Origin of the sequence: Kaistella soli, from assembly GCF_019038595.1 — a bacterium.
Lineage (GTDB): Bacteria > Bacteroidota > Bacteroidia > Flavobacteriales > Weeksellaceae > Kaistella > Kaistella soli.
The window spans coordinates 144832-167371 of the sequence record NZ_JAHOPF010000002.1; the positions used below are offsets into that span (position 1 = coordinate 144832).

At 39.8% G+C, this 22540-nt stretch carries 29 protein-coding genes; 12 read left to right on the forward strand and 17 right to left on the reverse strand.

Annotation, left to right across the window (positions count from 1 at the left end; translation table 11 throughout):
• Positions 1-455: 455 nt before the first annotated feature.
• From KSK37_RS03755 to KSK37_RS03805, 11 genes are all read left to right on the forward strand, one after another.
• Positions 456-833, forward strand: a complete 378-nt coding sequence (locus tag KSK37_RS03755) for a single-stranded DNA-binding protein (RefSeq protein ID WP_217199556.1) — start codon at positions 456-458, stop codon at positions 831-833.
• A 44-nt stretch (positions 834-877) separates the two neighbouring features.
• Complete coding sequence (locus tag KSK37_RS03760) at positions 878-1951, forward strand: DUF932 domain-containing protein (RefSeq protein WP_217199558.1); 1074 nt, start codon at positions 878-880, stop codon at positions 1949-1951.
• 52 nt (positions 1952-2003) lie between these two features.
• Entirely contained in the window at positions 2004-2210 is a 207-nt protein-coding gene (locus tag KSK37_RS03765) for a DNA-binding protein (protein ID WP_217199560.1), read from the forward strand.
• 4 nt (positions 2211-2214) lie between these two features.
• A complete protein-coding gene (locus tag KSK37_RS03770) occupies positions 2215-2424 on the forward strand; it encodes a hypothetical protein (protein WP_217199561.1) in 210 nt (69 codons plus the stop codon).
• Positions 2421-3026, forward strand: a complete 606-nt coding sequence (locus tag KSK37_RS03775; protein WP_217199563.1) for a PRTRC system protein E — start codon at positions 2421-2423, stop codon at positions 3024-3026. The genes KSK37_RS03770 and KSK37_RS03775 overlap by 4 nt, the downstream gene beginning before the upstream one ends.
• Before the next feature lie 17 nt (positions 3027-3043).
• A complete protein-coding gene (locus KSK37_RS03780; protein ID WP_217199565.1) occupies positions 3044-3262 on the forward strand; it encodes a PRTRC system protein C in 219 nt (72 codons plus the stop codon).
• Between the two features lie 113 nt (positions 3263-3375).
• Positions 3376-4446: a hypothetical protein gene (locus KSK37_RS03785; protein WP_425513993.1), complete on the forward strand. Its 1071-nt coding sequence runs from the start codon at positions 3376-3378 to the stop codon at positions 4444-4446.
• Positions 4443-5162 carry a PRTRC system protein B gene (locus KSK37_RS03790; RefSeq protein ID WP_217199567.1) on the forward strand — a complete coding sequence of 240 codons (720 nt, stop codon included), beginning with the start codon at positions 4443-4445 and terminating at the stop codon, positions 5160-5162. The genes KSK37_RS03785 and KSK37_RS03790 overlap by 4 nt, the downstream gene beginning before the upstream one ends.
• Positions 5162-5968, forward strand: a complete 807-nt coding sequence (locus KSK37_RS03795; protein ID WP_217199568.1) for a PRTRC system ThiF family protein — start codon at positions 5162-5164, stop codon at positions 5966-5968. The genes KSK37_RS03790 and KSK37_RS03795 overlap by 1 nt, the downstream gene beginning before the upstream one ends.
• 407 nt (positions 5969-6375) lie before the next feature.
• Entirely contained in the window at positions 6376-7332 is a 957-nt protein-coding gene (locus tag KSK37_RS03800) for a hypothetical protein (RefSeq protein WP_217199569.1), read from the forward strand.
• 6 nt (positions 7333-7338) lie between these two features.
• Positions 7339-8190 carry a pPIWI-associating nuclease domain-containing protein gene (locus KSK37_RS03805; protein ID WP_217199570.1) on the forward strand — a complete coding sequence of 284 codons (852 nt, stop codon included), beginning with the start codon at positions 7339-7341 and terminating at the stop codon, positions 8188-8190.
• A 3-nt stretch (positions 8191-8193) separates the two neighbouring features.
• On the opposite strand, the gene KSK37_RS03810 is transcribed toward KSK37_RS03805, so the two are convergent.
• The 3 genes from KSK37_RS03810 to KSK37_RS03820 form a co-directional block, all read right to left on the reverse strand.
• The gene (locus KSK37_RS03810) at positions 8194-8577 is read right to left on the reverse strand and encodes a response regulator (RefSeq protein ID WP_217199571.1); all 384 of its coding nucleotides are present in this window, start codon (positions 8575-8577) and stop codon (positions 8194-8196) included.
• Positions 8578-8852: 275 nt separating this feature from the next.
• Positions 8853-9152 (reverse strand): helix-turn-helix domain-containing protein, encoded by a 300-nt coding sequence (locus KSK37_RS03815; RefSeq protein ID WP_217199573.1) that lies wholly within the window; start codon positions 9150-9152, stop codon positions 8853-8855.
• Positions 9133-9444: a helix-turn-helix domain-containing protein gene (locus KSK37_RS03820; RefSeq protein WP_217199575.1), complete on the reverse strand. Its 312-nt coding sequence runs from the start codon at positions 9442-9444 to the stop codon at positions 9133-9135. Before KSK37_RS03820 ends, KSK37_RS03815 begins: the two co-directional genes overlap by 20 nt.
• A 237-nt stretch (positions 9445-9681) precedes the next feature.
• On the opposite strand from KSK37_RS03820, the gene KSK37_RS03825 reads away from it, so the two are divergent.
• Positions 9682-10917, forward strand: a complete 1236-nt coding sequence (locus KSK37_RS03825; protein ID WP_217199577.1) for an SEC-C domain-containing protein — start codon at positions 9682-9684, stop codon at positions 10915-10917.
• 47 nt (positions 10918-10964) lie between these two features.
• Here KSK37_RS03825 and KSK37_RS03830 read toward each other — a convergent pair whose 3' ends face one another.
• The 14 genes from KSK37_RS03830 to KSK37_RS03895 all read right to left on the reverse strand — a co-directional run bounded on the left by KSK37_RS03830 (position 10965) and on the right by KSK37_RS03895 (position 22525).
• Positions 10965-11243, reverse strand: coding sequence for a molybdenum ABC transporter permease (locus tag KSK37_RS03830; protein ID WP_217199579.1), 279 nt, complete (start codon positions 11241-11243; stop codon positions 10965-10967).
• A gap of 137 nt (positions 11244-11380) precedes the next feature.
• Positions 11381-11830, reverse strand: a complete 450-nt coding sequence (locus KSK37_RS03835) for a DUF3872 domain-containing protein (RefSeq protein ID WP_217199581.1) — start codon at positions 11828-11830, stop codon at positions 11381-11383.
• An 11-nt stretch (positions 11831-11841) separates the two neighbouring features.
• Positions 11842-12402: a conjugal transfer protein TraO gene (locus tag KSK37_RS03840; protein ID WP_217199583.1), complete on the reverse strand. Its 561-nt coding sequence runs from the start codon at positions 12400-12402 to the stop codon at positions 11842-11844.
• A 26-nt stretch (positions 12403-12428) separates the two neighbouring features.
• The gene (gene traN, locus KSK37_RS03845) at positions 12429-13322 is read right to left on the reverse strand and encodes a conjugative transposon protein TraN (protein WP_217199584.1); all 894 of its coding nucleotides are present in this window, start codon (positions 13320-13322) and stop codon (positions 12429-12431) included.
• A 25-nt stretch (positions 13323-13347) separates the two neighbouring features.
• Positions 13348-14682 carry a conjugative transposon protein TraM gene (gene traM, locus KSK37_RS03850; RefSeq protein ID WP_217199585.1) on the reverse strand — a complete coding sequence of 445 codons (1335 nt, stop codon included), beginning with the start codon at positions 14680-14682 and terminating at the stop codon, positions 13348-13350.
• Positions 14669-14935 carry a nitrogen regulatory IIA protein gene (locus KSK37_RS03855; protein WP_425513994.1) on the reverse strand — a complete coding sequence of 89 codons (267 nt, stop codon included), beginning with the start codon at positions 14933-14935 and terminating at the stop codon, positions 14669-14671. The genes traM and KSK37_RS03855 overlap by 14 nt, the downstream gene beginning before the upstream one ends.
• A 40-nt stretch (positions 14936-14975) precedes the next feature.
• On the reverse strand, positions 14976-15404 hold the full coding sequence (locus tag KSK37_RS03860) for a hypothetical protein (protein ID WP_217199587.1): 429 nt from the start codon (positions 15402-15404) through the stop codon (positions 14976-14978).
• Between the two features lie 11 nt (positions 15405-15415).
• Positions 15416-16039 (reverse strand): conjugative transposon protein TraK, encoded by a 624-nt coding sequence (traK, locus tag KSK37_RS03865; protein WP_217199589.1) that lies wholly within the window; start codon positions 16037-16039, stop codon positions 15416-15418.
• Between the two features lie 19 nt (positions 16040-16058).
• Positions 16059-17054 carry a conjugative transposon protein TraJ gene (traJ, locus tag KSK37_RS03870; RefSeq protein WP_002978499.1) on the reverse strand — a complete coding sequence of 332 codons (996 nt, stop codon included), beginning with the start codon at positions 17052-17054 and terminating at the stop codon, positions 16059-16061.
• Between the two features lie 2 nt (positions 17055-17056).
• Positions 17057-17689, reverse strand: coding sequence for a DUF4141 domain-containing protein (locus tag KSK37_RS03875; protein WP_002978496.1), 633 nt, complete (start codon positions 17687-17689; stop codon positions 17057-17059).
• A 28-nt stretch (positions 17690-17717) separates the two neighbouring features.
• Positions 17718-20222 (reverse strand): TraG family conjugative transposon ATPase, encoded by a 2505-nt coding sequence (locus KSK37_RS03880; protein ID WP_217199591.1) that lies wholly within the window; start codon positions 20220-20222, stop codon positions 17718-17720.
• Positions 20219-20551, reverse strand: coding sequence for a DUF4133 domain-containing protein (locus KSK37_RS03885; RefSeq protein WP_217200047.1), 333 nt, complete (start codon positions 20549-20551; stop codon positions 20219-20221). The genes KSK37_RS03880 and KSK37_RS03885 overlap by 4 nt, the downstream gene beginning before the upstream one ends.
• A gap of 11 nt (positions 20552-20562) precedes the next feature.
• Positions 20563-20868, reverse strand: coding sequence for a DUF4134 domain-containing protein (locus KSK37_RS03890; protein WP_086949882.1), 306 nt, complete (start codon positions 20866-20868; stop codon positions 20563-20565).
• A 196-nt stretch (positions 20869-21064) separates the two neighbouring features.
• Positions 21065-22525 (reverse strand): type I restriction-modification system subunit M, encoded by a 1461-nt coding sequence (locus tag KSK37_RS03895; protein ID WP_217199592.1) that lies wholly within the window; start codon positions 22523-22525, stop codon positions 21065-21067.
• Between the last annotated feature and the right edge of the window lie 15 nt (positions 22526-22540).

The following is a 22540-nucleotide window of genomic DNA, read 5'->3' on the forward strand; positions in this document are numbered from 1 at the left end:
AGTTTAAGATACTAAAATAAATTCTGCTAAATATAATTGCAGATTTTGTAATCATAAGGCCATTTCCTCAATGCCTTTTTCACGTGCTTCCACATGTTTTTTTATTCAAGAACCGGTATGCTGTTTTGTTCCATTTCAAGAGCAAAGGTATTTCCGTGTTCTTAACGCAGGAACAAGGTCGTGCCCTCCTGGTTTGCAAAAAAATCTCCACCCATTCGGGTCGTATTTTTTTGACAAAACCTTGTTCCTGCTAAACACTAACCTTTTTATGCTCGTGAAACGAAACAAAGCATACTCCGGCTCTTTAGACGAATAAAAAAAATGTCAGAAATGAAAAAATACAGCATTGGAAATGGCAAAAGAGTGAAACGAAACTTCAGCACCTCCTCTCATTGCCGAATAAATCAAGGGAAATTAAATCAGAACAAAATTAATAACGTAAAAAAGTAGAAATCATGAACATCACAGGAAGACTGACAAGAGATGCGGAAGTACGCACAACGTCACAGGACAAACAAGTAGTAAACTTTTCAGTAGCGACCAACGACAGCTACCGTACCAAACAAGGCGAGCGTGTAGAGCAAACAACCTATTTCGACTGCTCCTATTGGATAACACCGAATGTAGCCAAGCTACTTACAAAAGGCACATTGGTAGAACTATCGGGGCGAGTAAGTACAAGAGCGTGGACAGGTAATGACGGAGAGCCAAGAGCAGGACTGAATTTCCATACCTCTCAAATCAAATTGCACGGAGGTAGCAAAAAAACGGAAACGGTACAAGCTACTACAGGTGCAAACAATAGCAAAACAGAAGACGACCTCCCATTTTAACAACAAGTATTCAATTATTTTTTAACATCAAATTTTTAAGCATTATGGCACATAATATCAATTTCAACGAGAGAACAGGACGTTATTCATTTTTTAGCGTTCAGCAAAAAGCGTGGCACAACTTGGGGCAAATCGTGGAGCAATACCCGACAAGCGAGGAAGCTATCAAACACGCAGGTTTAGATTACGAAGTCGTAAAATCCCCACTATTTACAAAAGGTTCGGGCATTATCGAAACGGCTAACGGCATAGAAATAGGAAGTAGCGAATTAGAAGTGCCTAATTATTTCGCCAACATACGCACCGATAACAATGCAGTATTGGGAGTAGTCGGTAAGGATTACCACATAGTACAAAACCGTGAAGCATTTAATTTCTTTGATGCTATTGTAGGCGGTGGCGAGGGTATTCTCTATGAAACCGCAGGAGCGTTAGGCAACGGAGAACGCATTTTTATCACAGCCAAATTGCCCGACTATATCCGAGTAGGCAGTGGCGATGATGTTACGGAAAAATACATTTTCCTAACCACTTCGCACGATGGTAGTGGAAGTATCACAGCCGCATTCACACCAATCCGTATCGTTTGTCAAAATACCTTAAATGCTTCGTTACGCAGTATGACAAATGTTGTCCGTATCAAACACACTTCGGGGGCAAAACAACGTATCGAGAACGCTCACAAGATTATGGGACTAGCCAACACATTGAGCAACCAATTAGAGGGCATTTTTAACGAGTGGGCAAAAGTAAAGGTAACAGACCGAGAGGTAAGAAAGCTAATACAGTTGGCACTTTGTCCAAATAAAGAAACGCTTGACCTAATTAAAAAAGGTGCGGAAGATGAAATTTCCACCGTGTTTAAAAACACCGTTGAAGATGCTTTTGCGTATGCGATGATAAGCGATACACAGCAAATGGACACTACAAAAGGCACGTTATTCGGGGCATACAACGCTGTTACAGGCTACTATCAGAACGTGAGAAATTACAAGGATGACGAAGCCAAGTTGCAGAGCATTGTATTAGGTGGTACTGCCCAACTGAAATCGCAGAAAGCATTTGAATTGTGTAATGATTTTGCCTTAGACGGTGCGGAAATCCTAAACCTTAATTAGATAATCATAGGCTACCACCTTAAACGGTGGTAGCCTACTATAAACAAAAGATATGAAAGTAAAATCAATAGACGAAGCGAAAAGTTTAGCTAAATCACAAAGCCTCGAAACGAAATACAAAGACGAAGCTATATATATCATTTACTGCAATAGAACGGAATTTTTCTATATAGATACAAATAGCTTGATACGGCTTTGGGAACAGCTATTTGGTTACTATGAAAATGGAGTTTATACCGCTGAAAAATCACATTCATAAAGCCATGCAAGTAACAGATTTAAACGGTTGTCCTATTGAGATAACAAACCTTAAAGAAGCCATTAAAATGGCTAGGCAATACAAAGAATACCGCCACGAAGACAAAAGTTTTTCGGAGTTCGACAAAAGACAAAAAGCCTATTGGCTAGATATGTACGAGAAACTGACAGTAATCAGAAAGCAATCTTCAACAATTAAAATTTTAGAACGATGAACACAAATTTTTTCAATCAGATACAGCAGTTGGACTTTACAGGAGTATTACAACTGAACATTTCAAAAGGAATAGAAAGCAACCTAATTGTAACGGTATTGCTTAACAACGAACAATGCGGAGATAGTGCCAAAAACGGTATTCCCCCATTAACATTTAACGCCACGCCCCAAGAGTTTGACGAGGGATTTTTTGAACAGATAACAACACCTATACAAAAAGTATCGGGCTTAATGGTGGATATGGAAAAATTCTTAAAGCAATTGGAAGAGGTTAAAAAACAGTCCGCAATCGAGAAAGAAAAAACCGAAAGAGAGAAAAAAGAAAAAGAAGCCAAAGACAAGAAGTTTAAAGATGCTATGGCAAAGGCTGACGAGTTGGAGAAAGAGGGCAAATTCCGTGAAGCGTGGATGAAAGTACCCGATATGACGGAGTTTCCCGAAAAAGCGGACGAGATACGCAAACGCAAAACATCATTATCCGACAAGTTTGCCACACCGAGCCTTTTCGGAGCAATGGAAGAAGCGACACCCGAACCGCCAGAGGAAGCAGTTACTGGCGATTATCCTATTGATGAAGCAGACGAAGAAGAACAGTATTAATAATTAAAACGAGCAATATGTTATTAGCAACCCGATTAGAGCGAGTGTTTATACTCAAAGATAAAGGACAGGAGATCAGACTGACCGACCCCGAACCACGTTGGAGCGTGGACGCAGTAATGAATTTTTACGCCAATATGTACCCGATTTTGACAACAGCAAAAGCATCTGCACCGCAAATTAAAGATGATGCAGTAGAATACAAATTTGAGAGCGTGATGGGTACGAAAGGTTAAACCAAAATTATAAAACGATGAATTATGCAACGCAACATCATATCTGGAACTATCAGCATACCCGAACAGAAACGACAACGGCAATTGCACCGACAGTTGGGCGAGTTCGCCAATTGGCTACAAAGACCAAAAGATGCAAACCAAGTGCAGAAAGACAAGCAGAAATCCGTACCAATAGCAATGCTACCAATGGTATTCTAAAGTGTACGTTTCTGCCAAAACTGAAAACAGCACAATCCGTACAGGCTTGTCAGAAAACGGAGAGGGATTTTTACAAGTCCCTTTCCAAACTTGCCGAGCATTACAGCATTGAACCAATGCAGACCAAGGATTTTGAGTTTCCATACAATATAACATTGGCTATGTGGGATATGGAAACCAAAGTAAAACGTACCAATATCAATTGGGATAGTTTCAAATTGGTACAGGACAGTAAGAAAACCTACTTCACAAGTGAGGAACGATACAATACAGGTACAACCTTGTATTACATTCCTATTGTACCGCTTTTTAAAATGCTCAAAGACCCGAAGCGTAAAAAGACTGCACAGCTTTTAATATCAGTATGTAGTTATCTGTACCATATTGCCGATGTGCCGTATTACAGACAAGAAGACAGCTATCTGTATTGGCAATATGAAATGCACAAAGATTGGGTAGAACAGGACGAGGAAACGGACGAAACCGAAGCTTATAAAAGGGAGTTGAGAAATGCCGAATACATTGGCGATAAAATAGAACAAAAGCTATTTAACCGTATCAATCTAAAGGTATTTGAACAGCGTTTGAACCGATTTAAAAGCGTTGATATGTTCGACAGGGAATGCCATAAGGTGTCTTGCAATGCGTTTGCCCTTTTTACTGAATATCCGAACGCAAGCATTTTCCGAAACGCACCAATATCCGAAGAAGACCCTTACAATGATGATTACGAAAACGAAGCAATCGGAATGGAAAAGTACATTTCATTTATTGCAGATACCAAGGGTTGGTTATACAGAAGCCTTTCCGATACCATCAACAATGAATTTAACGAGTACGGAGCAATGGAAGAACCAACCATTTGCAAGCGATTTGACGTAAGTGAAATACCAACAACAAATCTCGATTTTGAGAACTGCTTGTTTGCCTTATTGGATGACCTCTGCACAATATTAGACGACTTTAAAACAACAGAAAAATGAACATCGTAAACGACATCACCGAAAATTTTGGCACATTGTACCATCCGAAATCTGCTTTGGTTTTTTACGAAACCATAGGCACAAATACCGATGTGTATGTGGAGCATTTTGATATGGATAACAACGGAACGCCGATCAATGCCCACCCATTGACAGTAAAAGAAGCCAATGTATTGGCAAAGGCTCTAAAGACCGATGAAGAAAATAGCAAAGCCTTTTTAAAGCCAAAGGGAATTTTGCCGACCAACATTCTGCATATTAATCCGAGCGAAAAAGGTACGGTGCTATGGTACACCAAAACACAGCAAAGGCAGATATATTTTGTGGATAGTTTAGGTATTTCCAACGGCAAGGCAGAAGTACCGCCAATGCTATGGTTTGCCAATAAAAGCAGTCTTACGGTATTTGCTTTAGCAAATGACAGAAGACCCACCGAGAAAACGCCATTGCATTATGCACCTTTCTTCAATATCTACGAAAAGGGCAATGTATGTATGGGTACTGTGAGTATTGACATTAAAAATTCGGCTTCGGTTGAGGAATTTATACAGGCGTGGGAACATTATTTTTTCAATTCTTATTTCAGTCATTCATTATACGAAAACTTAACTAAAAAAAATATTGTAACCCTTTGGAAAGACCTTATCAATACGGATAAACCCTTTCCTAAAGAGGTATTGAAAAAGAATAATAAAACCCTTAAAAATCTATTGTGATGAATACGACAAAAACAGCAGTTCATTTTACGGACAACTATTTACTCAATCCTACCAATCCGATTTCGGTAAACCTTATCGGAGCAGGTGGTACAGGCTCAAAAGTATTGACCGCCTTAATGGAAATAAACGAAAGTTTGATAGCATTAGGACACGCAGGGTTGCAAGTCCGCCTTTGGGATGATGATGTTATCACGAGTGCCAATTTGGGCAGACAGCGTTTTGCAGAAAGTGAAACAGGATTATACAAATCCGTTGCTTTAATCAATCGTTGCAACCGTTGGGCAGGTACAAATTGGAAAGCCAAGACTGTAAAATTTGAAAAGGATAAGTTCGGCAGATTGCCCGAAGAAGCAAGGGCAATCATTACTATTACGTGCGTGGATAACGTACAGGCGAGGTTTGGCGTTGCTGAAATTCTTAAAGAAATAAGCTACCGCAGACACTATCAAGATGTGCCAAAATATTGGTTGGATTTTGGCAACAGCCAAGATACAGGACAAGTAATACTATCTACTATCGGAGAGATAAAGCAACCCAATTCTGAAAAGTATGAAACGGTGACAAGCCTACCATTTGTTACCGATGAATTTGGCGAATTACTGAAGCAATCCGAACAAGAGGACAACACGCCAAGTTGCTCACTTGCAGAAGCATTGGAACACCAAGATTTGTTTATAAATTCATCATTAACCCAAATGGGTTGTTCTTTGCTATGGAACTTGTTTCGCAGAGGAATGACCGAATACAAGGGATTTTTTCATAATCTGAAAGATTTCCGTACCCACCCGATAAAAGTCGCCTGACCCAAAAAATCGGGCGGGCAAAAATGCAATTCCTCACTTTGGTCGGAAACGCATTTTTGCATTTAAAATAGTTGCAACCCCTTTGTCAAAATGCACTACTACACAATTCCCTTTCCTTACATTTTACCAAACAGGTTGCGACATTATTGTGTGGGATATTCATTATCCCATTTTTTGTTTAAACCAACTTCTTTTCTTTCCACACTGCGACCAAAGAAAAGAAGCAAAAGAACGTCGCTTGATTAAAGATAGATTTTGTCTTACTTGTCCGTTGAAGGACTCTTTAATTTACTAAATTTGTTGTTAATTTTTTGAATTCAATGGACGATGGTGTCTAGGTGTCCTTTTACATACTGATTACTTTGAACACATATAAAAATAGATGTAATAGATATACTGGAACTCTCATGAAATTTTACAACACCAACGGAATACCGACAGAAACACCATTAGAAGATTGTTTTTATATTACCGAGCATATAAACTATGAGCTTGTTTTCAGTGCTGGTGATCAGACTTATGAAATTGAAAAAATATGCATCCAACTTAGGGATCACCTCGCCAAAAAAATCTTTGGCGATATAGAAACCTACCACGGCTACTTCACTACTCCTATATTTCCTTTTGCATCCCTTGCAGGTATCGATGCAGAAATTAGGTTATCTAAAGAGGACTTCGAGACGCTGGTTCATGGTATTGAGGACAAGTCAAAACTTTTTAGGTTGTTGTACTATTTTGATGTAGAGAACCTGATTAGCACATTACAGAACTCTATACTTGAGACTAAATATATTATCGGAGAATTCTACAGAACGCTAAACAATAATAGTTTTCTTGTGCATAATGACTTGACTGTAGTCGATGATGGTATTCAATATGCTTCCGGCTACATTGTCACAAATATTACGTCACTCGTAAATCACTTGTTCATCAACTTGTACAGCCAGATGGATTTTACTACTAAGATCATTTACGAACTCGAAAACCTCCATATTGATTTCTTGACTTATCCCAAACTAAAATCAAAGGATACGGTGTACGGGGATTCAAAGAAAACAGCTTTCAGAGAAATGCCAGGCTCTATCTATGAGATGAGCGACGAAATACGCATCATTATGTATTTACGGAATGAAATTGTCCATAATGCTTCCATTGATAGTGTTCCAAAGGTATATCAGAACATTAAAAATAAGAGGCTTATAGAGAAGTTTATATTGCTTCCTGATTTTAACAATGGAATAATTAAGACATTCAAGAACAGGAAACGTTTTTTTAATGATGATACAAAACTAAATGAGATTTTACCTGCACTTATCACCGAGTTTTGGAATAGCTTGAAATTTACATTATCCGAAATTAAATAAATCAAAATGGAAAAAACGGAAAAAATAACGCAGTTACTGACCAACCAGTTTGAACTTGATCTTTTTGAGGCATCACTTTCCAGTCTAAATGATAAAAGTAATAAATTACGATACAACAACTTCGCTTACTCCATAAGGGAGCTTTCACGGCATTTTCTTTATAACCTTGCGCCAGAAGATCGGATCAAAAACTGCAATTGGTTTAAACCTGAGACACCAGATGGAAAACCAACAAGAAATCAACGAATCAAATATGCAGTTCAGGGTGGAATAGAAGACGCTTTTTTAGATAGTTGGGGATTTGATGTTGACGAACTTAAAGACATGATAATGAATGTAAAAGAAACAATCAATACTTTAAGCAAGTACACTCATATTAATCCTGAGGTGTTCAATATTAGCGATTCTGAAGTTGAGCGTATGAGCCAAGATGTACTTAACTCTTTCATTAGTTTAGTAGAAACAATTGAAAACTATCGTGAAGATCTTAAACAATTCCTCGATGGGCATATCGAAGAGCATATGATATCATCTGCTGTAACTAATTTTTTCGAGAATGTTGATCGGCTTGCACCTCATCATTCATTGGAATATAGTGAGGTGTCCGAATATCATATTTCAGAAATTAACGAATATGAAATTGTAGTGGACGTCTTTGGAGATTTACATGTGATTCTTGAATATGGATCTAATAAAGAAAGACGTGAAGGTGACGGATTAGACTTGCCAGAAACATTTCCTTTTGAAACGAAGATACGCTATCAAATCGATGAGGATTTTCCCTCCACTAAGTTTGAGGTTGATGATTACGATGTGGATACTTCAAGTTGGTATGGAGAGGATGAAGATGAAGTATAGTCTTTAAACACTGAAGATAGCTTTCTTAAAGTCAATAATATCACTACCAACAAGCAGATAACTCAAAAACCCTATATCTAAAAGAGCCCTTCCTATTTTCTCATCATCAATTTCACTATGGCCAATCAATTTTATTGTTGGATATTGTGTTCTTAATTCTTGAAGTTGAGCCAGTACATTTCTGTCGTAAAAATCAAGATCAATTATACAAATTTTCGGGATTTCTTTTAATGCTGATAATTTAGATAGTGCGACTTCAATGTTTTCCGAACGAAACAATACCTCAATTCCAGAAGTAAGGAGTTCATTGTAAATCAAATCCAAAATTGGGCTTTTATCATTGATAAAGGCGAGGGTAATTTTTTGTTGAGATGTACCAGTTTCCATAGCATCATACCTTTTTAAAGTTGATGTAGCCCTGCACAAAAAGAAAGCGCAGGCAACTACACTTACCGCACATTGAGGTACTGGTATACCCGACAACGAATAAGCGAGCGCCCACGCCTATGGCATGAGCGTTCTTCCTTATCGTCCCGTTGTCTAAAAATTACCAGTTTTCAATGTGGGACTTAAAGCAAAAACACTTTAAGATTTTCTATATTTTCAAAAGCAAAGATACTAAACTCATTCTTATAAGAAGACATAATCTGGACTGACTTTGGTTATAATTTATCAGTCTTATTAGCAACGTAATTCTTTTCCAAAGCTTTCATAATATCGCTTTCCATATAAATTATTTTGCCCCCAATCTGTATATATGGCAGAATATTATCGTCACGGTATTGCTGTAAAGTCCTTTTGCTGATACGTAACAGTTTGCACACATCTTCGCCCGACAAGTAAATTTCTCCGTTCATTACAGGACGGTAGTTTTTCAATATACTTTCGATACAGCTTCTCAACTGATTTATCATTTCCTGATGGGCGATGATTTCTTCGGCTTCATTCGTCAGTAAATCCATTGCTATTGCTGTTGTACGGCTGCCCGGCTTCGAGCAAAGCCTGTACATCCGAGCGTTTATAATAATTCTTACGGTTCAGTCTGGAATAAGGTAACAACCCTTTGTCCTTGTAGGTCTGCAAAGTCCGCTTGGTAATGTTCATCATCAGACAGACCTCCTGATTATCGAGCCATTGCTCTTCTTCGAAAATTGGTGTGTATTTTTTCGTGGCATTTTCGGTCAGTTCCAAAAGTTCTTTCAGCTCATTTTTCATTCCCTCCAGTACGGATTTTTGTATTGCGATTACTTCCATTGTTTGCTCAATTTTCTGTGGAAATCGAATTTATAAAGGCTTTTAGTAGTGATGGAGAATGTTGCAGGGTTTGGCTTTGAGAGGTCGTGTTTGGCTTTAGAACCGCAATTTGAAGGCAATTTTTATGTAAATTTGGAGAAGGATAATCTTTACAGGATTGTACAAGATATGCATTGCGCATAATTTGTGTTAATAGTAATTTTTATAAATTTCCAATATATAACAATTATAAAAAATATGTCATTAGCAATAATTTTAGACAAATCTACTTTTCAAAGTTTAGGTCACCACGAATTAATACAGTTACATCGATATTACATAATAAACGTTACACCTCTACTTGTGTCTGAGATTTTAGGCGATTTGTCAAAAGAAGAAGTAGAAGGTAAACGATTACCTAAAGATGTTGTAATTGGGTTAGCGAACAAGATTTTTCCTGCTAACACATATGTTAATACCACCTATAAAAGACTTTTAGAAACATCTCTCATTGGTAAGCAAAATGATTTCGACAATAGACCTTTTTTAGAAGCAGCTAAATCAATCAACACGGGAGCAAAACAAGGACTTGTTTTTGAAGAAACGGAGGAAGAAAAGTCAATTAGACGTTGGAAAGATGGTCAGTTTAATTCTATTGATGAAATTATATCTTGGTTCTGGAGAAGCCAAAGTAAGGACGAAAATGTTGTTGAAGTTTTCAAAAGTAAAATGTCTCAATTTTCAAATATCAAATTAGAAAAAAAACTAGGTGATAATCAAGAAAATTTAAAAACACTAAAAGAAATTTTATTCAACGAATTGCACAAACCCGAAAATCAAAAGCAATATTTGGCTTTAATTATTGACTACTTCGATTTAGACTATGGTTTGGCAGCACAGATATTTTATAGATGGGAAAGTGAAAATCATACCTCTCTTGCAGAATTTTCGCCTTATGCTTTCTTTTGCTTGAGCATAGTCGCTATGTACTACGTTGGAATTAATAACAATCTGTTTAGTGAAAGGAAGACAAATTTGTTAGATTTGGAATACCTTTATTATACACCCTGTTGCAGGGTATTCAGTACCAATGATAAATTTTTAATTTCATTGTTTGAATTAATTAATCCAAAAGAAGTCCATTTCATAACGTCTAACGCTTTAAAAAGTGACCTAAACAAATTCCATCAATATCAAATAGAAAGTGGTGAAATTGTTGATACACCGCCAGACAAAGAGACAGACACATTCAAAATTTGGGATAAGGTTTTTGACCTAAAATTAAGTGATTTTTTAAAAGCACATCCTAAAAGTCAAGAGCAATTACGAACAGAATTTGAAGAGATTTTAAAAGCAGCAGAAAGTGGTGAACAAGGCAATTTTGAAGGAGAACCAGATTTTGTTACAAAGACTACATATATGCGACCAACTGACCCTTGTGTTTGTGGAAGTGGTAAGCAACTCAAAGACTGCTGTCTACTTAAAGGCCAATAGAACTCTACCATCAAATTGTTAAATATTCTATTTTTTAGTTATGAATTTTAAGGTTGTTCGAGGCTGTCCTGTTTTACTTCCTGGTGTTGTTTTTCTTTTTTCTCACGAGAATAGACCCACAGCGATAACAACCCGAAAATAATCAGGGCGTAAGCTATCCATCTTCCAACCTTTTCAGTCAATTTAATAAAAACTGAACTTTCATAAGATGAAAAACCCTCTGCTCCCATAGGACTGCGCCTGTAAAACTTTCTCCGGTTGATCCAATAACGAAGTCCCAAGCCTGCAACCAAAAATATTATCCCAATAACCAATGATGCAACCATATCCTCACATTTTTTAATTTCACAAGTATAAATTTAAGAAATATTGATGAGCCAGTAAAATACTCCTAATCATATGCTTTAAATAGAAAACGGCTTACCAATCAGGTAAGCCGTTTTTATGAACTGACATACTACTTTTAATCGCTACTGTTAAAGTGAAAACTTATCTGCTTTTCATTTCCGAAGCTGTCTGAAATCCAAACATCAAAGGACTGCGATACGGCAGATGTTGACGTGTAATACAACCTGAATTGTTCAGTTGGTAACGAATACAAATCGTTTGGCAGATATGGCGATTCATCATAATATCGAAGCGCTCCCTGTCCGTCAAATTGGAAGTAGCGAAGAAAATACTGCGTGTTGTTGTAATTCCCGGTACGCTTTATGGTAATGCGTATTTCTACCGTCTGGCCATTGGCAACATCTTTGGGTACTGGCATCATGTTTACCTCGAAAGGAAAATCGTTTTGTATCTCAAGTTCATCATCTTTGCTACAAGATACCAAACAAACCGAGGCTGTAAGGATTGCCAACAATACATATATTGGCAGTATTCCTATTCTGAATTTATTGAATATTGCTATCATTGTTTTACATTTTAAAAATTAAACCTTAATCCTATACCTGCGGATGGACGGAATTGCTTCAAGTCCGTACCCCAAAGGACTTTTGTACGTCCTTGCAGGACTAATACAAAACGGTCTGATAGGTATGTTTCAAATGTGAGCCGTCCACCAGCTCCGTAGATGAAATTATCGTCGCTCACTATCTTTGCTCCGTCATACAACATTGCTTCACCACGGTTAATGCTTTCATAACCGACTACGCCTGTTATTGCGGCATTCAACGTAATGTTCTTAAGGGCATCGCCCAACAGGAAGAAGCTGTAACCACCCTCGGTAGTGTAGGTTTCCTGAGGAATGCGGAGATCTTTGTAGTCGTGATATTGATGTGTATATTCCAAAGCCCAAAGCTGATAATTCCCATTTTTTCCGTTTACAGTCATTCCAATATTGATGTAATAATCGTTACCGATTTTATCATCGGATAATACACCAACATTTACTTCCAATCCTTTTTGCTTAGGCAGCATACGTTGTGCCTGGCTGGTCGTGATTCCTATCAATATGAGTATCACGGTATAGATATACTTTTTCATTTTATTACTATTATTTTAAAAGGTTATTAAAATTTCAGGTGCATATCGTTAATCAATCGGGCTTTTATCAAATCCGAATTTTCCACCTGAAGCGTTTGATGCCTGCCGCCGTTTTTCTCGAAAATTTCAATCAGAAGTACCTTGTCATCAGCAATGGTAAACTGGTCTAACAGGAACACGTTCTGTTCGGTGGTTTGTCCTGAAATTTCAGTAAGCGGTTTATAAGTACGAAGTGGTATCATCGGGCGTTCCTGAACCACAGTGCGTTTGGCTACTTTTTTATCTACCACTTTGAAATTGATAAAATCAATCTGGAAGGGCACATTGGTACGGTTTCTCAATTCCGTATGGAAATAGTATTTGCCATTGTGTATGTAAATTCCTTTTAGAATAAACTGAATACCGAAGCTCTTAGCCCCGATATGTTTTACAATACGCTTGTCCTTTTTGTAAATGGTTTCTAAAAGCAAACCAGCCAATGACGGCGAATTGTTGCCCAATTCTTCAAAAAGCACATCGTTACCGTTGGCTTTATCAACAGCTTTTTGCATTGTCAACAGGTCATAGCTTAATGCATCGGGATAGGAACTGTAATATACATTGAAGCTATAAAAACGCCCGTCATTGGTAATGACTGAAAAATTGGTTTCGGGTTCAAAATCCCTTACCAATGCTTTTACACGCAACACGTTTTCCGCATCTTCCGCTTTTCCGGCAATCAGGTATTCGCTACCCAAATCCACATAACGAATGGCGGTCGGGAAAATCAGGTGCGAAGTTTTATCGTAGGTAACTTCCATTTTATAAGGTTCTATCTTGCCCAATGCAAGTTTCGTTCTTACACTGTCCTGTGCGTAAGATTGTACGGCAAAGCCGAGTATCAGGGCAATTGCCCAAAAGGTTTTTAAATGATTTTTCATTGTTCTATTTATTTTGAGTTCAACATTATTGTTTGGAAACAAGGAAGACCTGATGTCCCGTTTTGAGTGTGACCTTCGGCGTTTTTATTTTTTTGGCGAAATAGCCCGAAATAGCCTGTACTGCACCACGGCTAAGGTCTCCGGCTACCTGCTGTCCGGCAGACTGCGTAAGCATTATGCTTGTTCCCGAAGTCTGGCTCATATTACCAGCCATTTCGGTAAGGGCATTCATCTCCGGAGAGTATGGAACATACAGACCTTGCTGTCCGTCCAAATCATAAATGGTTATATCCACCGGAATAATACTGCCCTCCAGCTCTATGGAAGTAATTTTTAGCTGCAAACGTCCCCCCTGAAACTTTGCATTAGCGGTTACAATCGTCCCCTGCGGAATGGTGCGGTTAGGTGTTTTGGCTGGCTCTAATAAACGCAAGCGTACACCTGTTTCGCCAATAATCGTCTGTGTTTCGTGTACACTGGCTTTGATACTGTTTTTCGGTTGTACCGCTTGCTCGGTAGAACCTACCGTATAAAATCCTCGGTTTCTTGTTTCGCTCCAATTGGCTGAAAAAGCACTATCCGTAGGCTCACGGTACAACGCAGATACCATGTTCTTTCTTGTCGGCGTGAAAGCCACAAAATGTTCTTTTTGAGTTGAACTAGTAGTAGACGTACTTGCCTCCTTAGCAGGTGGAACTTCTCCTGAATTTGTATTCGTTGGCAGATACTTTGCCGCCATCTGGTAGGATTTCTCCATCAGGGCAAGCTGGTCATCAACGGTTACAGATTTAGGTACATCTTTGTCAGCCAGCTTTTCTTTCATCTCTTCCAGTTGCCTACGGAGTTCTGTTGTTTCCGAATTGTTGTCCTGATAAAATGAACCTAACGTGTTTTGTGCATTGCGATAACTGTTCAATGTAGGATTACCGTTTCTTCCCGAGCTTCTGCCACCTCCATAGCTGTTGTTTTGGTCTTCTTCAGGAAGTTGTTCATCAATCGGTTCTTCTTTGTCTTCGGTATTCCAATAGTCAGAAAGCGTAGTTAAAGCACTGCGTTTTTCCTGCTCTTTGCGTTCGAGCATTTCCTGCTCATACGCCTTGCCTTTGTCGGCAGGCATTCCGGCTCCGGTAGCCTCTGGTACTGCATCGTTCAATCCGATATTTTCAATTTCCTTTTTATCGGAGGACGGTTTAAATATCAGATACATACAACCGAGAAATACAACGCCCATCAAAACAAATATGAGTGGCTTTTTGATTTTTTCGTTTTTATTATGACCATCTTGCAGTACATCAGTGGTTTCATTCGGGCCACCTTCTGTCACCCGAACAACCGATTTTTTGTTCTCATTTTCTTTCATAAATCTGATTTTTTAGAATTGTTGATAATGTGTCCTGCAATCTTGCAGGGCTTTCACTTTTTTTGAGGACAGGATTTTCGATATGCTCAATGACCATATGGTTATCGGACTTTGAGGTATCGTACCATACTTTGGCAATGACACCTGCGGTAAGCATCAGGTAACCCACAAAGAAGTACAGTGTATATTGGTGTTGTTTCCGCAAGGGCAATGCCCGCCAACGTTCGTCCAGCTTGTCAAAGTATCTGTCCATATTTGCTCTTAATTTTTTCATAGCCTCACTATTTCTGTTGTTATAGCTTGAAACGTTTAGGGCTTTTAACCGCCTTTTGCTTCGCTTCATCATTGACCAAAGCGACTGCCTCTAACGCTTTGGGTGCGGATATTACAGACAGGTTTGTCAGTTCCGATTTTTTGAGTAATTGCCCAAAGCCGTCTTTCTTCGCTACTTCCATACGGCTAAGTGAGAATTTGCCATTCAGGTACTTTACCCACATACTGCATTCTACACGGGGCTTTTCATCGCCCGACCATTGTAGGTAGCCTGTCAGTAGTAAGTCCTGCTTAGGCAAACTGTCTGCACCTTTTTGACAGTTTTCGAGGTATTCCCCGATGCTTTCTTTCAACTTTCCGGCATACGCACCCTGCGTATGGAAATAGCCGTTATATCCTTTTTCAGTAAGGATTTTTGCGAACGTGTTTAAATCTGATAATGCTTCCATAAAATTGTTTTTTAGCGTTCGATGACTTCTATATCCCTGTTTTCAATCACTGCAAATTTTTCAATATTGAAGCCCTGCGGATTGTTATCGGAACGAACGGAATTTACGAGATAGCAGGAGGTAATCAGGTTACGCCTGGTCACATTGCTCGAACGGATGATGAACTGTTTAGCGTAGGTACGCACCGCATAAGGATAGGTGTCGAAATTGCACACCACACTATCAACCTCAATGCGTTGTTGTACGTTTCCCGAAATGATCCTGCTGTAATAACCCTTTTCGGACAAGTCTTTGTAATAATCAAAAGCACTTTTGTCGGCAAGGTTGAATGCCCTGCCCATATTGCTTTCAATAGCGTTTTTATCAGGGGCAAGGGTAAAGAACAGTTCGTGAAATCTCCTGACGTGTTCCCTTGCTTCAACCGGGCGGTTGATGCTCGCATCCTGCGACAAGGCAAGCATCAGGGATTTGCCGTTATCCAGTACATAGATTTTTTGGCGTTGTTCTTCTGCAAAGCGGTAGGAGTGCCATACGGCGTATCCTACCACGCCAATGCAGAGAACCGCAAACACAATGGCATATAATCTTATCTGCCTAAAGCTGTTTTCGATATTTCTTAGCGTTTTAAATTCCATTTTTTAGAATGATTAATGATTATTTATTCATCAGTTTACCGCCGATGTTTCCAACTGTTGAGCCTGCGCCTGCTCCGGCGATGTTTCCGGCTTTCATTGCTGTGGAGTTTACATTGCGGGTAAAGTTTCCTGCGCCTCCGGCTTGGATTACCCAACCTGTTACTGTCGGGATAGTGAAGTACCCGATGATGCCGATAATCATAAAAATGATGTACACGGTATTGCTCGTATCAGGTATATAGGTGGGGTCGGCAAGCATTGCTATATCCCTTTCTAAAATGAGGGATTGTATTCTTGCCAACATTGAGCTGAACAAGTCCGAAACAGGAAGCCACAGGTAAACGCTGACGTACCTCGTGAGCCATTGCGAGAGCGTGGACTGAAAGCCGTCCCATACGGAAATAGCAAAGGCTATTGGTCCGAGTATGGAGAGGACTATCAGGAAAAACGTTCGTATGGTATCAATGACCAAAGCCGCCGCCTGAAAGAGTATTTCCAATAGATTGCGAAACCAATCCTTTATGGCTTTCTCTATCTTGTAGGCTTGCCTGTCCATATACATACCCGCCATTGTTCCAATGTCGGAGGGCGACCATCCCAGTTCGTCCAGTTTTTTATCAAACTCTTCGTCTGATACCATATAGGCGGTTTCGGGGTTCCTTACCATTGCCTCGTATTCCAACTGGTCTTTCTGCTGTTGCAGCTTGTTCAGGTCAAGCACCTGGTCTTCCAGTATTTGGTGGGTTCCTACTACCACCGGGCTTAATACTGCATTGATGGTTCCCAATACGATGGTCGGGAAGAACATAATACAAAGCCCTAAAGCGAACGGGCGCAGCAAAGGGAACATATCAATAGGTTCGGCACGGCTTAAAGCCTGCCAAACCTTTAATGCCACATAGAACAATGCTCCCAATCCCGCCAAACCCTTAGCTACTGCCGCCATATCGCCTGCAAGCGGCATCATATCGTCATAAAGCGAACGCAGGAGTTCGTGAAGATTATCCCATTCCATTTTTACCAGTATTTTTGGTTAGCAGTTCCGTAGAGTTGAAGCACTCTTTGGGCATCGTTTTTCTTTTTCGCTCTTAGGTAGCTTACAGAAATGTTCTTATTGGTGTAGTAGCGTACAAGGCTGTGGTAATCCTTAACTTCTTTGTACACTCGGTCAATAATATCCATACGCTCTTTGTCATTTAGCGAAAGGCTTGAAGAGGTTATAATCTGCTTCAATTCTTTCAGCAGTTCCGTACTTTCATTGAGCAGTGCCGAATAACCATTGCCGATGGCGACTAATTCCTGCGGTGTGAAATTTGGGTCGTTCATCATCTTGCCAAAATTCTGCACATACATTTCAGACACATCGCCCACCAACAATACCGTTTGTTGCACCTTACGGGCATCTTTCACAAGGTTGTTGATGGCTTTCAGCTTGTCATAATATTCCTTACCCTGGTCGTACACTTTCTTCACTTCGTTGAAGTTCTTTATCACATTGCTCACGGTCGAAGAAGTCTGTATGATTTCGTTCGCAGAGTTGATAATTCCTGAAGCCAGGTTTGCAGGGTCAGTAACTACAAACTGGGCTTTTGCTGACGGTGCTACGGCAAGCATCAGTGCCGTACACACCAGATACAATACTTTTTTCATTGTTTCTGAATTTTTAAATTGTTAATGACTATTGATTTGAATTGTCCCGCCTTTGCATTGCGATATGCTTAATGGCGAGTTCTACATTGCCGTCCAGTTCAGCAGCAAGCTGCATTACTTCCATTTTTTCGGTTTCTTCGGTCGTATAGGCGAGGTATTCCTCCAAACTAACTTCGGTGGCATAGACTGCCGAGTGCGTACCACCTAAGCCAATCCAAACCTCTTTGTAAAGTCGGCTTGCATCGTTGTTCATATTGATGGAAAGTACCTGCCCTTTCTCTTTGTCAGTAAGCCCCAACATCGCCTGTATATCATCAAACTTGTTCATATACTTGCGTTGGTCAAGCAGGATTTTACAGTCGGAGTTGTTGATGATACTTTCTTTGACAATAGGCGACTGGATGATGTCGTCCACTTCCTGCGTTACGACAATCGCTTCTCCAAAGAATTTGCGGACAGTCTTAAAAAGATACTTGATGTATTCTGCCATTCCCTCTTTGGCAATCGCTTTCCAAGCCTCCTCAATTAAGATGAGCTTGCGAATACCTTTCAGTCGGCGCATCTTGTTGATGAACACCTCCATAATGATAATCGTAACTATGGGAAAGAGGATTTTGTGGTCTTTAATCGCATCAATTTCAAACACGATAAAGCGTTTGGAAAGCAGGTCTAACTGCTTGTTGGAGTTCAGCAAATAATCATACTCGCCACCCTTGTAATAGGGTTCGAGTACGTTCAGGAAATTGGCAATGTCAAAGTCCTTTTCCCTGACCTGCTTTTCTTCCAGTACCTTGCGGTAGCCGCCTTTTACATACTCATAGAAACCGTTGAATGACGGGTAAACATCTTCCGTTTTGATACGTTCGATATAACCGCTTACCGCATTGGAAAGGGCAACTTCTTCAGAACGGGTCGGCGGTTCATCATCACGTTTCCATAAGGTCAGTATCAGGGTTTTGATACTTTCCCGCTTCTCAATGTCGAACACGCCATCATCTGTATAGAAAGGGTTAAAGGCAATCGGGTTATCTTCGGTATAAGTGAAGTAAACACCGTCTTCGCCTTTGGTCTTTCCTTTGATGAGTTCGCATAAGCCCTGATAAGAGTTACCCGTATCTACCAACAGTACGTGTGCGCCCTGTTCGTAATACTGCCGTACCATATGGTTTGTGAAGAACGATTTACCCGAACCCGATGGACCAAGTATAAACTTGTTCCGGTTCGTGATGATACCCCGTTTCATAGGCAGGTCGGAAATATCCAAATGGATAGGTTTTCCTGTAAGCCTGTCAGCCATCTTGATACCAAACGGCGAGGGCGAATTGTGGTAGTTGGTTTCTTCCGTGAAGAAGCACAGCGCAGGTTCGATAAAAGTGTAAAAACTTTCCTCACTAGGAAAGTCGCCCGCATTGCCCGGCATTCCTGCCCAATACAAAGTGGCTACGTCCGTTGTGTTGTGGCGTGGCTTACACTCCATCAGTGCCAATGCACTACCGCAATCGTTCTTTAGCTGCTTCAGTTCCGCAGGGTCTTCCGACCACGCCATAATGTTGAAGTGCGCACGGATAGAAGACAGCCCGAAGCTGTGGGCTTCGTTCAGGTACTTTTCTATCCACTCTTTGTTGATTTGGTTGGCACGGCTGTACCTCGCCAGCGAGTGCATATTCCGTGCGGACTTCTCAAACTTTTGCAGGTTGTCTTCGCTGTTATCCAAAAACAAATACTGGTTGTAGATGTGGTTGCAGCTTAACAACAAGCCCACAGGCGCAGCGAATGATAAACGGCAGTCGCTACGGTCGGTAGATAGCTTTTCAAAACGGGTATCTGCCGATACCGTTCCGGGCAGGTCGTCCGTATCGGACAAGGTGTGCAAGCTCAACCTTTTGTTCCCAACACGGACTTCTTCCGTTCCGAGAGCGATGTCCTGCATCGGTGCTCCGGCATCCCTCGATAGTGTTAGGTACTGTTCCAGTAATCCCTGCTTTTCCTCTGTTCCGATGATGTCATCTTCGGTAAGGCGTTGCAGGGTTATAAAACCGCTATCGTTCACGATACGCTCAAACTGTGTTACCGCTTCCATAAAGCGGTGTATCGTTTCCTTGTTCCTGATTTCCTTTGGTATTAATGAACCTTTGCAAAGCGAGCTGAAATTGCTTTGCATGCGCATTCTTTCCTTAGTAGTCTTGGTTAGGAACAGGTAACAATAATGGTTTAGGAACGGTCGCTCATTAAAATGGCGTTGGTAGGATTTAGCCAAAAAACTTTGGTCTTCCTTCGCCAAATCGGGAGCGTAGCTTTCTTTAATGTACCAATCCTGTTTGTGAACGACTGTAAAATCCGGTAAAGTTTTGATAGCTTTATGCCAGGCAGAATGAATGGCTTCATATTCCGCAGAAGCTACCGTAAACAGTTCTGGTAAACGAACCTCAAAGCAGGCGGTAATGTCTGCATCTTTTGAAAGAATGCAGTTGTTTTCTACTGCCAGCAAAGGAAACTTGCTTTCCAATGTGGTGGTCTTTGCTACATTTCTCATACGGCATTCTGTTTAGAAGTGAATTTTAAATAGCGGCGTACAGACTTGCGGCAGATGATGTAGCGCGGATGCCTTTTATTGGCCGCTATCTTCATCAATCCGTGTTCTCCATATTTCCTATTCAGTGAAAATGTTTGCCATACAATGAGCGAAGCTCCGCCTGCTCCGAGGAACAGGCAGATGTAAGAGTTTACGCCTGCCATATACAGTATCATCACGAGGATAAGCGTACCGAGCAGCCCACCTGCGAAAATGAATAGGTATTGTGCTTTCAACCCTTTAAATTCTACTGTCCTGCCAATGCCTTTGTTTATGTTATAACTGTTCATAAAGCAAAGGATTAAAGGAAGAATGAACGCAGGATTGTAGCCGCCACGATTAAGAAGATACACGCACCGAACCAGCTCGCCGCAGTTTTCGATGTGTCGGGGTCGCCTGAACTGAATTTATTATACACCTTAACGCCTCCGATGAGCCCAACCACCGCACCGATGGCGTAGATTAGTTGGGTTGCGGGGTCGAAATAGCTTGTTACCATTTGGGTAGCTTCGTTGATACCGGCCGAGCCGTTTCCTTGTGCGAACGCACCAATTCCTGACAGCATTGCCATTGCTGCCAGCAAAACTTTTTTTCTCTGTTTTTCCATAATTGAAACACATTAATTTGTTATTCTTTTCCCGCACCTTGCGGGCTTTCGGGACAAAGGTGTTTCAGAAATCAGGGCGTGATAACAAAGTGGCAGTCAGAGGTATTGTTTGGCGGTGAGTGGCGGTGAAAAACGAAAAGAGGCCGTTTCTAAAATAGAAACAGCCTCTTTTTACTGTAATTTATTAAACTTAAATTTAGTTCAAAGATTCCCTAATTGTTCTGAAATTGACCAAAGCACTTTCGATATTCTCAATAATATCATCGATTAGCACTTCAGGATCAGGAAGGTTGTCTAAGTCGATTAAATTATCATCTTTAAGCCATAATATATCCAAATTTGTTTTATCTCTTTCAATAATCTCTTTGTAAGGATATTTACGCCAACGGCCGTTCAAATTATTAACAGACCAAGATTCTTCTCGTTCATTTTCAGAACCTACTTTATAATTCTCGATAAAATCCGATAGATGTTTGAAGGTTATCTGATTATTCTTAGGTGTATGATGGATATTTGTCCTGTAATCATAGAACCATACTTCTTTTGTTCCTATGTCTTCTGACTGCTTCTTTTTTTCAAAAAACAAAACATTGGATTTAACTCCCTGTGCATAAAATATCCCTGTTGGTAATCTTAAGATAGTATGTAAGTTTGTTTCTTCAAGCAATTTTTTACGAATAATTTCTCCTGCCCCTCCTTCAAACAAAACATTATCGGGAAGCACAACTGCGGCTCTTCCATTTTCTTCTAACATAGATACTATGTGTTGTAAAAAAGCTAGTTGTTTATTGCTTGTAGTAACCCAAAAATCTTTACGTAAAAAAAATCCATCTTTTTTAGCTTGATTTTCATCTGTTGTGGGTATATCGCTACTACTTTTTCCAAAAGGTGGATTGGCTAATACAATTTTTACTTTAGGAACTTCCATATTTACCTTTTGAGGATTCAAACTATCAGACACCTGTATATCTGGTGTTTTTTGCAAGTCTCCAATTCCATGTAGATACAAATTCATTAAACATAATCTTGCAGTTGCTTTTTCAATTTCCCAACCATGAAATGTTTGAAACTTCACGAAATTTTCCTGATCTTTCGAAAGACTATTATTTTCTCGAATATAATTCAATGCTCCTAAAAAAAATCCCCCTGTACCGCATGAAGGGTCCGCAATGGTTTCTTCTGGCATTGGATTAATACATTCTACCATTGCCTGTATTACAGGTCTTGGAGTAAAATACTGACCAGCCCCACTATTTTCGGCATTTTTCTGCAGTAAAGTTTCATAAATTTCTCCTTTAACATCTGAATCAGTTGAAGACCAATTATCTTCATCAATAAGTTGAAGTAATCTTTTAAGTTTAACCGAATCATGTATTTTATTTTGAGCACTGGCGAATATTTTCTCTAACATTCCGCCTGTTTCTGCCAGCGTTTTTAGTATTTGTTCATATTGCTCCAAAAGTGGTCCTCCTGAATTAACCACTAACTCTTTCCAATTACAGATATCGGGTAAATTATATTTGCTCTTATTTTCATCTGCCATTTTTAGAAATAGCAAATATGTTAATTGTTCCAAATAGTCATTATACCCTAAACCATCATCTCGTAAGGTATCACAATATGACCAAATTTTCTGTGCTATATTATTTGTCGACATATTTCGCTCTTTATA